Source organism: Billgrantia sulfidoxydans (assembly GCF_017868775.1).
Lineage (GTDB): Bacteria > Pseudomonadota > Gammaproteobacteria > Pseudomonadales > Halomonadaceae > Halomonas > Halomonas sulfidoxydans.
In genome coordinates this window covers 2,175,403-2,188,366 of record NZ_CP053381.1, presented here as the reverse complement: position 1 = coordinate 2,188,366, position 12,964 = coordinate 2,175,403, and the positions used below count along the sequence as shown (strand labels likewise).

Sequence of the window (12,964 nt, the reverse complement as noted above, 5' to 3'; positions counted from 1 at the left end):
ATCGATGCAAAACCGCTATTATAACGCCACGCCCATGCACGGCGCCAAGGCGCGCTCCCTCTGACAGGAAAACTTCGATGATCATTCTCGAGACCAGCTTCGGCGACATCACCGTCGCCCTGAATCACGACCAGGCGCCCAAGACCGCGGCCAACTTCGAACAGTACGTTCGCGAAGGGCACTACGACGGTACCCTCTTCCACCGCGTGATTCCCGGATTCATGATCCAGGGCGGCGGCTTCGACCAGGACTTCAACCAGAAGCCCACCCATGACCCAATCGAGAACGAGGCCGACAACGGCCTGAAGAACCTGACCGGCACCCTGGCCATGGCCCGCACCCAGGATCCGCACTCCGCCACCGCGCAGTTCTTCATCAACGTGGCCGACAACGACTTCCTCAACCATAGCGGCAAGTCGATCCAGGGGTGGGGCTACTGCGTATTCGGCGAAGTCGTCGAAGGCATGGACGTGGTGGGACGCATCACCGCCGTGGACACCACGCGCCGCGGCATGCATGCCGACGTCCCCGCCGAGGACGTGATCATCAAGCGCGCCTACGTCAAGGACGAGGCCAGCGACAGCTGATCGCCCTCTTCCGGCACGCCCACCGCAGGGCGTGCCTTTCGTTTCCCTTCCGTTCGCCCGAGCCAGCGAGACACGGTCATGTCCACCACCCTGCTGATCTCCGACCTGCACCTTCACCCCGACGCCCCCGAGGTCACCGAAGGCTTTCTCGACTGGCTCGCGCGACGGGCCAGCGGCGCGGATGCGCTCTACATCCTGGGTGACTTCTTCGAGGCCTGGATCGGCGACGATCTGCTCGATCATGTCGACCAGGATCCCACTGGCAACGCCGCACTGGCCATCCGCGTGGCCGGCGCGCTACGCAGGCTCGCTGACGAAGGCACTGCCATCTACCTGATGCACGGCAATCGCGACTTTCTGCTTGGCCACCGCTTCGCCAGCGCAGCCGGCGCCAAGCTGGTCACCGATCCGGCCGTGCTGCGCTTCGCCGACGAACCGGTCCTGCTCATGCACGGCGACAGCCTGTGCACCCGCGACGAAGCCTACATGGCCTTTCGCCGCCAGGCGCGCAGTCCGGCCTGGCAGGAACAGATCCTCGCCATGCCGCTGGCCGACCGCATCCAACTGGCCGCCCAGTTGCGCCAGCAATCGGGCGAAGCGAATTCCAACAAGGCCGAGGACATCATGGATGTCACCCCGGCGGAGGTGGTACGCACCATGCGAGACCATGGCGTCACCACGCTGATCCACGGCCACACGCACCGCCCCGCGGTCCATGCACTCGAGATCGACGAGCAGCCCGCCCGGCGCATCGTGCTCGGCGACTGGCAGCCCGACCACGGCTGGGAAGTCGAGATCGGACCTGACGGCGACCCGGTGCTGCGTCAGGTCACACTCTAACCAACGCTCTCAGCGCTGCTCATCGCTCCCCCGGCCCTGCAGGCGGCACGCCTGCAGGGCCGCGAGGGTCTCCTCGGCCGGCGGCATGAGCCCCGTCTCGGCGATCAGTTCCAGACGCGAGTCCTGGCGCCAGGCGCAGGTAGCCAGGCTTGCCGCCCCTTCCCCCCGGTTGTAGAGCTTCCAACCCGCGTCGGTATGCAGCACCCCTTTCACCCTCATCCTGGAGGGCAGCCGGTCCAGCACTCGGGTCAAGCGGTCGAGATCGAAGACATCCTGCGGAGACCAGCGCCAGCTCAAGGTGTCGTAGCCAAGCGCCGTGCCTCGCTCCTGGCGCGGCTCTCCCGGCTGTGGCTTGGCCTCGGCGAAGCCATCCAGGAACACCACCTGGCGCGCCGCGTCGCGAAGCGCGTCATGGCCACCGCTTCCCCGGCGCGCCGCCTCCTTCCGGTGCCGCCCGCTTGCCAGCAGCAGCGCCAGCGGCAGCTCGCCATGGTCGGCCTGGGCCACCCACTTCTTCGGCGGCCACAACGTCTCGACGTGCCGCCGGGCGGCCTCCTGCTGCTCGGGTGTCGCCCGATCGCCCATGGTCAAGGCCACCGCATCGGCCAGGGCCAACTGGTCATTGAAGGTCTCGTGCTCACGTGCACGCGGGTCATCGAGCCGCGCCGGATCAAGCAGTACCACGATATCGCGCAGGTCGAGCACGTCGGCAAAGCTTTCGCCGCGCAGCACGTCGAGCAGCCCGGCCGGATGCCCGAGCCCGGACGGTTCGATGACGACGCGATCGGGACGGTGTCGATGCAGCAGGTTGATCAGGGTCGCCTGCAGCACGAAGGCCAGCTGGCAGCACAGGCAGCCACCGGGCAGCCCCTTGACGATGACGTCGTCACGCGCCTCGAACATGGCCTGGTCGATGCCGACCTGGCCAAACTCGTTGATCAGAATCGCCCAGCGCTCCTCCTTCGGCTTCTGTTCGATCAAGCGGCGGATCAGGGTGGTCTTGCCGCTGCCGAGGAAGCCGGTGAACAAATGGACGGGAATCGCTGCGAGAGGGGGTGCACTCATGGGAGAACCTGCTGACTCGAAATCGTTATAGAGTAACAGATTCAACATCGCTCAACAGCGCGGGGCACGATGATGCACGCTACAAGATAACGGTATAAAGACGGCATCGAAAAAAGGGAGGGCTAATGCCCTCCCTTTTTCCTTACCCAACGGCTCAGTAACGCTCGATCTCGGCGGTCTCACGCAAGTGATTGCGAAGCCCCTGGATGGCCGCCTGGGCACGCAGCTGCTGTGCCATGCGCGCGACGAACGCCTCGGTCTGCTCGTCGACCTCTCCGGCCCCTACGCTGTCCAGCGCGATCAGCGTGACCCGCTCACTGTCGCTGGTATGGCCATAGACGGCCTCGTCCCCCTGCGGATGAGGGAGCCGGAAGGCAGTCTGCAGGACGGACCGCGGCACATTGTCCTGCTGCCGGGTCGCCTGCTCGACCTGCTGCCAGTCGAGGTCGAGCTCTTCACCGTCGCGCAGGCGCTCGACCCGTTGCCTGGCCACATCGAGCAGCGCCTCGCGCTGCTTGCGTTGCTCCACGGCGGCCGCCACACGCTCCCGCACTTCATCGAGCGGCAATACCGTCGCCTCGCGATGCCCGGCCACACGCAGCACCATGCGGCGATCCTCGTCGAGCTCTATCACCTCACTATTGAAGCCTTCCACCAGCACGTCTTCGCTGAAGGCCTCGCTCATGACGCCCGGCTCGGAAAGCACGCCATCGCCCCCGTCACGCGACACCCAGTCGCTCTCGTGCAGCTCGAGCGACAGGCTATCGGCTACGCTGGCAAGGTCGTCGGCCGCAAAGCTCTCGTCGATGAGGGCCTGGACCCGGCGATTGTATTCGTCGTTCACCTGCTCGAGCGCCAGCCCGCGCGCCAGGTCGTCGCGCACCTCCTCGAGTGGGGCCTGGTCCAGCTCGGTGACTTTGACCAGATGCAGGCCGTTGTCGGTCTCCACGATGCCGGACACCTGGCCCGGCGAAAGCGCGAAGGCCGCTTCATCGAACGCATCGCCGAAGAAGCCGCGGCTGATCATGCCCAGGTCACCCCCCTGCTCGGCCGTCGAAGGATCGTCGGAGTACTGAAGCGCGAGATCTTCGAATGACTCGCCATCGGCAAGACGCTCGCGCACCTCCTCGAGGCGTGCTACTGCCTCGTCGCGGCTGCGCTCGCCATCGAACGTCACCATGATATGCGACACGCGACGATCGGCGTCGCGACCACGCTCCTCCCAAGCCTGGCGAATCGCCTCCTCGTCGACATCGACCTGTTCGGCCATCTGCTGACGGTCGACGATGACGTACTCGAGGCGAACCTGCTCGGGGCGCTGATAGCGCTCGCGGTTCTCTTGGTAATAGGCCTCGAGATCCGCGTCGCTGACCTTCACGGGCTCGTCGAGCTCCTCGGCTCCCAGCACGTAGTAGCGGAAGCTGCGAACCTGCCGCTGCAGCGATGCCAGCGCCTCGCGCTCACTGTCGAGAACGAAGTCGCTGACCGCGAGGCCCTGCTGCAGCTGCTGACGCTTGAGGTCGACACGCAGCGCCGCGCGGAACGAGTTCGGCGTGAAGCCGGCACTCGCCAGGCGATTGCGGAACAGCTCGGTATCGAAGCGGCCGCGCTGATCCTGAAACTCGGGCAGGGTCACGATCACCTGGTCGAGCTGCTCGTCGGAAAGATAGAGCCCCCCGTCTTCGGCAAACGTCAGCAGCAGCCGCTCACCGATCATCTCGTCGAGCACCTGGCCACGCAGGGCCCGCTCCTGCTCCGGCGGAACCTGGCCGGAGCGGATCGCACGCTGCACTTCCATTTCCAGCTCCTGGCGGGTGATGGTCTGGCCATTGACCTTGGCGACTTCATCGCCCCCACCGCCGAACAGCCCGACCAGGGACTCGATACCGAACAGTGCCATGGTGACTACCACGGCAGCCACGATGATCTTGGCGCCCCAGCTTCTGGAGCGGTCACGAATACTTTGCAGCATGCAGGCCTCGATTGCTGGTTATTGGCTGGCTGTGGCGCCGTATTATACGGGGCCGGGCCGTCGCGGGCCATCACGCCGGCCCGGCCCTCCTCGACGATGGCGGCGCCACCAAGGCGAAAAAAAGAAGGCGCACCGCCGAAGCGATGCGCCTGATCGTTTGCTGCCGAGTTGCTTCGCTCGCGCTCGGGCCTTCGGCGCAAATGACCCCTTGACTCAGTTCACGGAGTCCTTGAGCGCCTTGCCAGCCTTGAACGTCGGTACCTTGGCTGCACTGATCTGGATCGGCTGGCCTGTCTGCGGGTTGCGGCCGGTGCGGGCGGCACGCTCCTTCACCGAGAAAGTACCAAATCCGACGAGAGACACGGTGTCACCTTTCTTGAGGCTTTCGGAGACGGTGTCGACCATGGCATCCAGTGCGCGAGACGCAGCGGCCTTGGGAATATCGGCAGACGCGGCGATGGCTTCGATCAGCTCGGATTTGTTCACACTTCACCCCTTGACTGTTTCGGAAAATGGCTCTAATCGGCGTGCCTTTCGCCTGGCAACTCGATCACAGCATGGCTGCCAGTTTATAGCAATGCTGCAAAAGAGGTGTCAAGCAACTGCGGCGCCAAACCGCGTCATACAAGGATTCTTCTCCCAAGTATGACGCAGTATTTATCGTTAATGTGTACTGATCATGCTGGAAGAAGAAGCCGAATCTTCCGTTCGTGATTCTTCCCCACCATTGGCGGCCCTTTCAGCCAGGGCCGACTCCAGCACTTCGTCGATCCAACGAACGGGCCGGACATCCAGCGCGTCCTTGATATTATCCGGTACCTCCTTGAGGTCCCGGCGGTTCTCTTCCGGAATGAGCACGGTCTTTATACCACCGCGCCGGGCCGCCAGCAATTTCTCCTTTAGCCCACCGATCGGCATCACCTCGCCACGCAGGTTCACTTCTCCGGTCATGGCCAGGTCGCAGCGGATGGGCCGCCCGGTATAGGCCGACACCATGGCGGTGACCATGGCGATACCCGCGCTGGGGCCATCCTTGGGCGTGGCGCCCTCGGGCACGTGGATGTGCAGGTCCTCCTTCTCGAAGCGCTCGGGGTCGATGCCCAGCGTCGCGGCGCGGGCGCGCACGACGGTATGCGCCGCACTGACGGATTCCTTCATCACGTCGCCCAGCGACCCCGTCTTGTTGATACGCCCCTTGCCCGGCGTGACCACCGACTCGATGTTGAGCAGCTCGCCACCCACGGAGGTCCAGGCCAGGCCCGTGACGCGCCCCACCTGGTCCTCCTTGTCCGCCAGGCCGTAGCTGTAGCGACGCACGCCGGCGTAGCTCTCGATGTCCGCCGCCGAGAGCAGCGCCGGCGCCTGAGCGCCCTTGCCCTCGTACTCGAGCCGCTCGCGCAGGACCTTGCGGCACACCTTGGCGATCTGCCTTTCGAGCTCGCGAACCCCCGCCTCGCGGGTGTAGTAGCGGATCAGCTCGAGCAGCGACTCGTCGGAGAAGGAGAGTTCGTCATCCTTGAAGCCGTTGGCCTTGAGCTGCTTGGGCACCAGGTAGCGGCGGGCGATGGCCAGCTTCTCGTCCTCGGTGTAGCCGGGCAGGCGGATGACCTCCATGCGGTCCAGCAACGGCCCCGGGATGTTCATCGAGTTGGCGGTACAGATGAACATCACCTCGGAGAGGTCGTAGTCCAGCTCGAGGTAGTGGTCGTTGAACTTGTCGTTCTGCTCCGGGTCGAGCACCTCCAGCAGCGCCGAGGCGGGGTCGCCACGATGGTCCATGCCGATCTTGTCGACCTCGTCGAGCAGGAACAGCGGGTTCTTGACCTCGGCCTTGCTCATGCGCTGGATCAGCTTGCCAGGCAGCGAGCCGATATAGGTGCGGCGGTGCCCCCGGATCTCCGATTCGTCACGCACGCCGCCCAGCGCCAGGCGTACGTACTTGCGGTTGGTGGCACGGGCGATCGACTGACCGAGCGAAGTCTTGCCCACCCCCGGGGGCCCCACCAGGCACAGCACCGGCCCCTTGAGCTTCTTGACCCGCTTCTGCACGGCGAGGTACTCGAGAATGCGCTCTTTCACTTCCTCGAGGCCAAAGTGGTCCTCGTCCAGCACCCTGTGGGCATGCACCAGGTCGTGCCGTACCCGGGTGCGCTTCTTCCACGGCACCGACACCAGCCAATCGAGGTAGGAGCGTACCACCGTGGCCTCGGCGGAACTCGGCGACATCATCTTGAGCTTGCCCAGTTCCTGCACCGCCTTGTCGCGCGCCTCCTTCGGCATGCCCGACTCTTCGATCGCCTTCTCGTACTTCTCGGCTTCGTTGGGCACGTTCTCGAGCTCGCCCATCTCCTTCTGGATGGCCTTCATCTGCTCGTTGAGGTAGTACTCGCGCTGCGACTTCTCCATCTGGTCCTTGACCCGGGAGCGGATGCGCTTCTCCACCTGCAGCAGGTCGATCTCCGACTCGATCAGCGCCATCAGGTGTTCGATGCGCTCACGCACGCGATCCATCTCGAGCAGCTGCTGCTTGTCCTGGATCTTGAGCGAGAGGTGAGCGCAAATGGTATCGACCAGACGGCTGGGGTCTTCGATGCCCGACAGCGAGTTGAGAACCTCGTTGGGAACCTTCTTGGAGAGCTTGACGTACTGCTCGAACTGATTGAGCAGGACCCGCACCAGCGCCTCCTGCTCGCGCTCGTTCAGCGGCTCGCTGTCGCGCAGCACTGCCTCGGCCACGCTGTGGCCGTCAGTATGGTGGACTTCACGCAGGTCGGCGCGCGAGACCCCTTCGATCAACACCTTGACGGTGCCGTCGGGCAGCTTGAGCAGCTGCATGATCTCGGCAACGGTGCCAATGGTGAAGAGGTCGTCGGTGCCGGGGTCGTCCTGGCCGGCCTCGCGCTGGGCGACAAGCAGCACGCGCTTGTCGGCGGCCATCGCGGCGTCGAGCGCCTGGATCGACTTCTCGCGGCCGACGAACAGCGGGATCACCATCTGCGGATAGACGACCACGTCGCGCAGAGGGAGTAGGGGCAGACTCAAGGTCTGAACGGCGTTCTGCTGCATCGCAGACGTTCCTCAAACAGAAATCGGTGTATACAGGGGGGGATGGGGGCACGCCGCTGCCATTGCAAGGGAAGATGCGTCGGCGAACGTGAAAAGGGGCCGCCCGAGCGACCCCCTTCCGTCTGGGCATGGCAGCAGAGGCCGCCGGGCCTCAGCCGTCAGTACCGTCGACTCGCTGCTCCTGCTGCGAATAGATCAGCAGCGGCTCGCTTTCGCCGGCGATGACCGAGGCATCGATGACCACCTTGGAGACCCCCTCCATGGAAGGAATTTCGTACATGGTGTCGAGCAGCACCGATTCGAGAATGGAGCGCAGCCCACGGGCACCGGTCTTGCGCGCCATGGCCTTGGCCGCCACGGCCCGCAGGGCGTCCTCCCGAAACTCCAGCTCGACCCCCTCCATGTCGAACAGGCGGGCGTACTGCTTGACCAGAGAATTCTTGGGCTCGGTGAGGATCTGGATCAGCGCATCCTCGTTGAGCTCGGTCAGCGTGGCGATGACCGGCAGGCGGCCGACGAACTCAGGAATCAGGCCGAACTTGACCAGATCCTCGGGTTCGACGTCGGCGAGCAGGTCACCCACGCCCTTGGTCTCGTCCTTGCTCTTCACCACTGCGCTGAAGCCGATGCCCCCCTTCTCGGCACGATCGCGGATCACCTTGTCCAGCCCGGCGAAGGCGCCGCCGACGATGAACAGGATGTTGCCGGTATCGACCTGCAGGAACTCCTGCTGCGGGTGCTTCCGCCCGCCCTGCGGCGGCACGGAAGCCGTGGTGCCTTCGATCAGCTTGAGCAGGGCCTGCTGCACGCCCTCGCCCGACACGTCGCGGGTGATCGAAGGGTTGTCCGACTTGCGCGAGATCTTGTCGATCTCGTCGATGTAGACGATGCCGCGCTGGGCCTTCTCCACATCGTAGTCGCACTTCTGCAGCAGCTTCTGGATGATGTTCTCGACGTCCTCGCCGACGTAGCCCGCTTCTGTCAGGGTGGTGGCATCGGCGATGGTGAACGGCACGTTGAGCAGGCGCGCCATGGTCTCGGCCAGCAGGGTCTTGCCGCTGCCGGTAGGACCGATGAGCAGGATATTGGACTTGCCGAGCTCCACGTCATCGCCCTTGATCCCGGCGCGAAGACGCTTGTAGTGGTTGTAGACCGCCACGGACAGCACCGTCTTGGCGCGGTCCTGGCCAATCACGTATTCGTCCAGGGTGCGACGAATCTCGCGGGGAACGGGCAGACGCTCCTCATCGCTCTCGGCATCGGCATCGAGAACTTCCTCGCGAATGATGTCGTTGCACAGGTCGACACACTCGTCGCAGATATAAACGGACGGGCCTGCAATCAGCTTGCGCACTTCATTCTGGTTCTTCCCGCAGAACGAGCAGTAGAGCAGCTTGCCGCCTTCGTCCTTGCCTTTGCCGTCGGCCATTCGCGTACCTCTGTCACTTCGGCGGCCTGGTCGGCCGCCGCTAATCACGTAGTTGAAGCGTGCCTGATTTCACGCTATCAGGATGTGGGCCGCTTATCCAGTACGGCATCGATCAGGCCGTACTCCACCGCCTGGGAACCGCTCATGAAATTGTCGCGGTCGGTGTCTCGAGCGATGGTCTCGATATCCTGCCCGGTATGGTGGGCGAGGATACGGTTGAGCTTGTCCCGGATACCCAGGATCTCGCGCGTATGGATCTCGATGTCCGATGCCTGCCCCTGGTAACCCCCCAGCGGCTGGTGGATCATCATGCGCGAGTGGGGCAGCGAGTAGCGCTTGCCCGCAGCACCGCCAGCCAGCAACAGCGCCCCCATGCTGGCCGCTTGGCCAATGCAGACGGTGGAGACGTCGGGCTTGACGAACTGCATGGTGTCGTAGATCGACATCCCGGCGGTAACGGCACCGCCCGGAGAATTGATGTAGAGGTGAATGTCCTTGTCCGGATTCTCGGATTCAAGGAAGAGCAGCTGCGCCACGATCAGGTTGGCCATGTGGTCTTCCACCGGCCCCACCAGAAAGATTACCCGCTCCTTCAGCAGCCGGGAGTAGATGTCATAGGCCCGCTCGCCGCGCGCGCTCTGCTCTACCACCATCGGCACCAGGCCGCCGGCGTTCCGGGTCTCGAACTCGTTGCTCATCAGTGTGATGTCCTTGCATCCGATGAATGGAAGCGTTTCCCACCTGCCGATCGCCACCTCTGCGACCGGCAGGTGTTGGCTCACGCCGCCGAATCAGCCGTTGGCTGCCTGCTCGCCTTCCTCGGCCTCTTCGTCCTGCTCGCCCTGCTGAGCGGCGGCCAGCGCCTGCTGGTAGCTCATCTCCACGTCCTTGACGGTGGCCTGCTCCAGCAGCTTGTCGACGGCCTTCTCTTCGAGGATAGCCGACTTGACCTGAGTCTTGAGCTGATCGTTGCCCATATAGTAGTCAATGACCTGCTGCGGCTCCTGGTACTGCTCGGCAAGCTCCTCGACCTTGGCGCGGATCTCGTCGTCGCTGGCGTCGAGCTCGTGGGCCTTGATCACCTCGGCCAGCAGCAGGCCGACCTGAACGCGACCCTTGGCCTGCTCGGTGAACAGCTCATTGGGCAGCTGGGACACGTCGAAATCCTCGCCCAGGCCGAACTGCTGCGCCGCCTGGCGCTTGAGCGCGTCGGTCTCCTGCTGCACCAGCGCCTGCGGCACCGGGATGTCGTTGGCCTTCTTCAGCGCCTCGAGGACCTGCTGCTTGACGCGGTTGTCGACGGCCTGCTTGGCCTCGCGCGTCATGTTCTTCTTCACTTCGGCGCGGAATTTCTCGAGATCGCCGTCCTCGACGCCGAAGCGCTTGATGAACGCCTCGTCGACGTCCGGCAGGGCACGCCCCTTCACCGCGTGCACCTTGACCTTGAAGGTGGCTTCCTGGCCGGCCAGATGCTCGGCCTGGTAGTCCTCGGGGAAAGTGACCTTGATCACCTTCTCCTCACCCGCCTTGGCACCGGCGAGCTGGTCCTCGAAGCCAGGAATGAAGTTGCCGGAGCCCAGCACCAGCTCATGACCCTCGGCACTGCCGCCTTCGAAGGGTTCGTCGCCGAGGAAGCCCTGGAAGTCGATCTTGACCTGATCGCCCTCTTCGGCGGCGCGGTCGACCTCTTCCCAGGACGCGTTCTGCTTGCGCAGGGTCTCGATCATCTCTTCGAGATCGGCGTCGCTCACTTGCACCACGGGGCGCTCGACCTCGGTACCCTCGACCGAAGCGAGCTCGATCTCGGGGTAAACCTCGAGAGAGGCCACGAACTCAAGGTCCTTGCCGGCCTGGTCGACCTTGGGCTCGATGCTCGGGAAGCCGGCCGGATTGAGGTTCTGCTCGGTGATGGCACGCACATAACGCTCACGCATCAGCTCGCCCACGACCTCGTCACGCACGCCGCGGCCGTAACGCTGGCGCACCACGGACATGGGTACCCGACCCTTGCGGAAACCGTTGAGGCGAATGTTCTTCGCCGTGTCCTTGAGGCGGGCTTCGACGGCCTCGTCGACCTCAGCGGCCGGCACCTGGAACGTGACACGGCGCTCGATCTGGGAGGTCGTTTCGACGGAAACTTGCATGAATGGTCCTCTACCGACTGGGGGCGTTCTTGAAAAGTGCGGAATGTAAAAGAGAGATTCTAAGAATCCCGCCCTACGCTGGCAAGCGTTACGCCCTCAGGATGGGGGCGATCTGGCATTTTACAAGGGCTCTGCACGGCTAACGTGACGCGCCGCCACCCGCCATTTCGAGCCAAGGCCGTGACGACGGCACCACTACCCGAACGAGCTGGCTCGCCCGGCAACAGGAAAAAAGAAAAGGTAAAGAAAGGACTAGGAGATACCGAGGGTGCAATGGGGTGGATGATGGGGATCGAACCCACGACCACCGGAGCCACAATCCGGGGCTCTACCACTGAGCTACATCCACCATTGCAGAAATGAACCACGAGGCGTCGATTGGGGTGGATGATGGGGATCGAACCCACGACCACCGGAGCCACAATCCGGGGCTCTACCACTGAGCTACATCCACCATATCGACACGAGCGGCAAAAAGCCGCGCTCTTGCAAAACGCCACGCCCAAACCGATGCTCGACTCATCCGCCAGGACCACGCCAAACTGGCACGCCCAGCAGGACTCGAACCTGCAACCTACGGCTTAGAAGGCCGTTGCTCTATCCGGTTGAGCTATGGGCGCATTCTACGTTCCATGGCCTCCGACCGCAACCCCGCTTCGCCATTTCTTTAGCATAAACAGAAGGTTGTGGTCGGGGTGGAGGGATTCGAACCCCCGACATCCTGCTCCCAAAGCAGGCGCGCTACCAGACTGCGCTACACCCCGCCGGCCTTCGCACGGCCCACGAGGCCCAGACGGGCCTCGCCGAGCGCTGCGTATTCTACGCGAGAATCAACCGTGGTCAATAGCTTCCTGACGCAACGAGGCTTTTGCGCTTTGCCTCGCGGGCACGGCATGCGAAAATCGGCACCCTTCGCATTCCGCAGACGGCCTCGCCAGCGCCGCTCAACAGCACACATCACGGGGGAGAACCGATGACCGCCCAACTCATCGATGGCAAGGCCATTGCCGCGCAGGTCCGCGAACAGGTTGCACGCCAGGTCGAGACGCGTCGCACCGAGGGCAAGCGCATCCCTGGCCTCGCCGTCGTCCTGGTGGGCGAGGACCCGGCTTCCCACGTCTACGTCAGCAATAAACACCGCGCCTGCGAGCAGGCGGGCATCCTCTCCTTTCGGCATACGCTGCCCAGCGATACTAGCCAGCAGGCGCTCGAGCGCCTGATCGACGAGCTCAATGCCGACCCCCGCATCGACGGGATCCTGCTGCAGCTGCCCTTGCCGGCCCACCTCGATTCTCGCCCCCTCCTCGAGCGCATCCTGCCGCACAAGGATGTAGACGGCTTCCACCCCTACAACCTGGGTCGCCTGGCCCAGCGCCTGCCGGTACTGCGCCCCTGCACGCCCAAGGGTGTCATGACGCTGCTCCAGGCCCAGGGCCTGAAGGTGCGAGGCCTGGATGCCACCGTGGTCGGCGCCTCCAACATCGTCGGCCGTCCCATGGCGCTGGAGCTGATGCTGGCAGGCTGCACCACCACCGTCTGCCATCGCTTCACCCGGGACCTGGAGTCGCACGTGCGCCGCGCCGAACTGCTGGTGGTGGCGGTGGGCAAGCCGGGACTGGTCAAGGGCGAGTGGGTACGCGAAGGCGCGATCGTCATCGACGTGGGGATCAACCGCGAGGAGGATGGCCGCCTGGTCGGCGACGTCGAGTTCGGCCCGGCCGCGGAGCGAGCCGCCTGGATCACGCCGGTGCCGGGCGGCGTGGGGCCGATGACCGTCGCCTCGCTGCTGGAGAACACGCTCTATGCCGCCGAGCGGCATGACGCCATGGAGCAGGAACTCCCGACACTCTGAAACGCGGCC

The 12,964-nt window shown here is 64.3% G+C and carries 10 protein-coding genes and 4 tRNA genes; 3 read left to right on the top strand and 11 right to left on the bottom strand.

The genetic code is table 11. The annotated features are described in order from the left end of the window. Positions 1 to 77: 77 nt before the first annotated feature. Together HNO51_RS10160 and HNO51_RS10155 are read left to right on the top strand one after the other, a co-directional pair. On the top strand, positions 78 to 587 hold the full coding sequence (locus tag HNO51_RS10160) for a peptidylprolyl isomerase (RefSeq protein WP_197447252.1): 510 nt from the start codon (positions 78 to 80) through the stop codon (positions 585 to 587). Between the two features lie 78 nt (positions 588 to 665). Continuing rightward, positions 666 to 1,427: a UDP-2,3-diacylglucosamine diphosphatase gene (locus tag HNO51_RS10155; RefSeq protein WP_197447251.1), complete on the top strand. Its 762-nt coding sequence runs from the start codon at positions 666 to 668 to the stop codon at positions 1,425 to 1,427. A 9-nt stretch (positions 1,428 to 1,436) separates the two neighbouring features. Here the strand turns inward: HNO51_RS10155 and HNO51_RS10150 are convergent, their stop codons facing one another. The 11 genes from HNO51_RS10150 to HNO51_RS10100 all read right to left on the bottom strand — a co-directional run bounded on the left by HNO51_RS10150 (position 1,437) and on the right by HNO51_RS10100 (position 11,867). Beyond that, positions 1,437 to 2,492: a CobW family GTP-binding protein gene (locus HNO51_RS10150; protein WP_209539125.1), complete on the bottom strand. Its 1,056-nt coding sequence runs from the start codon at positions 2,490 to 2,492 to the stop codon at positions 1,437 to 1,439. A 154-nt stretch (positions 2,493 to 2,646) separates the two neighbouring features. After that, positions 2,647 to 4,464, bottom strand: a complete 1,818-nt coding sequence (locus HNO51_RS10145; RefSeq protein ID WP_209539124.1) for a SurA N-terminal domain-containing protein — start codon at positions 4,462 to 4,464, stop codon at positions 2,647 to 2,649. A gap of 213 nt (positions 4,465 to 4,677) precedes the next feature. Further along, positions 4,678 to 4,950 carry an HU family DNA-binding protein gene (locus HNO51_RS10140; protein ID WP_197447248.1) on the bottom strand — a complete coding sequence of 91 codons (273 nt, stop codon included), beginning with the start codon at positions 4,948 to 4,950 and terminating at the stop codon, positions 4,678 to 4,680. Positions 4,951 to 5,127: 177 nt separating this feature from the next. After that, positions 5,128 to 7,530, bottom strand: coding sequence for an endopeptidase La (gene lon / locus HNO51_RS10135; protein WP_209539123.1), 2,403 nt, complete (start codon positions 7,528 to 7,530; stop codon positions 5,128 to 5,130). A gap of 151 nt (positions 7,531 to 7,681) precedes the next feature. Beyond that, a complete protein-coding gene (clpX, locus tag HNO51_RS10130) occupies positions 7,682 to 8,959 on the bottom strand; it encodes an ATP-dependent Clp protease ATP-binding subunit ClpX (RefSeq protein WP_197450865.1) in 1,278 nt (425 codons plus the stop codon). A gap of 77 nt (positions 8,960 to 9,036) precedes the next feature. Then, positions 9,037 to 9,657, bottom strand: coding sequence for an ATP-dependent Clp endopeptidase proteolytic subunit ClpP (gene clpP / locus HNO51_RS10125; RefSeq protein ID WP_197450864.1), 621 nt, complete (start codon positions 9,655 to 9,657; stop codon positions 9,037 to 9,039). Between the two features lie 93 nt (positions 9,658 to 9,750). Further along, the gene (tig, locus tag HNO51_RS10120) at positions 9,751 to 11,103 is read right to left on the bottom strand and encodes a trigger factor (protein ID WP_197450863.1); all 1,353 of its coding nucleotides are present in this window, start codon (positions 11,101 to 11,103) and stop codon (positions 9,751 to 9,753) included. A 274-nt stretch (positions 11,104 to 11,377) separates the two neighbouring features. Continuing rightward, a tRNA-His gene (locus HNO51_RS10115) sits at positions 11,378 to 11,452 on the bottom strand. 30 nt (positions 11,453 to 11,482) lie between these two features. Then, positions 11,483 to 11,557: transfer RNA gene (locus HNO51_RS10110), tRNA-His, on the bottom strand. An 89-nt stretch (positions 11,558 to 11,646) separates the two neighbouring features. After that, positions 11,647 to 11,723, bottom strand: a tRNA-Arg gene (locus HNO51_RS10105). Positions 11,724 to 11,790: 67 nt separating this feature from the next. Continuing rightward, positions 11,791 to 11,867, bottom strand: a tRNA-Pro gene (locus tag HNO51_RS10100). A 209-nt stretch (positions 11,868 to 12,076) separates the two neighbouring features. On the opposite strand from HNO51_RS10100, the gene folD reads away from it, so the two are divergent. After that, positions 12,077 to 12,955, top strand: coding sequence for a bifunctional methylenetetrahydrofolate dehydrogenase/methenyltetrahydrofolate cyclohydrolase FolD (gene folD, locus HNO51_RS10095; RefSeq protein ID WP_197450862.1), 879 nt, complete (start codon positions 12,077 to 12,079; stop codon positions 12,953 to 12,955). Positions 12,956 to 12,964 lie beyond the last annotated feature (9 nt).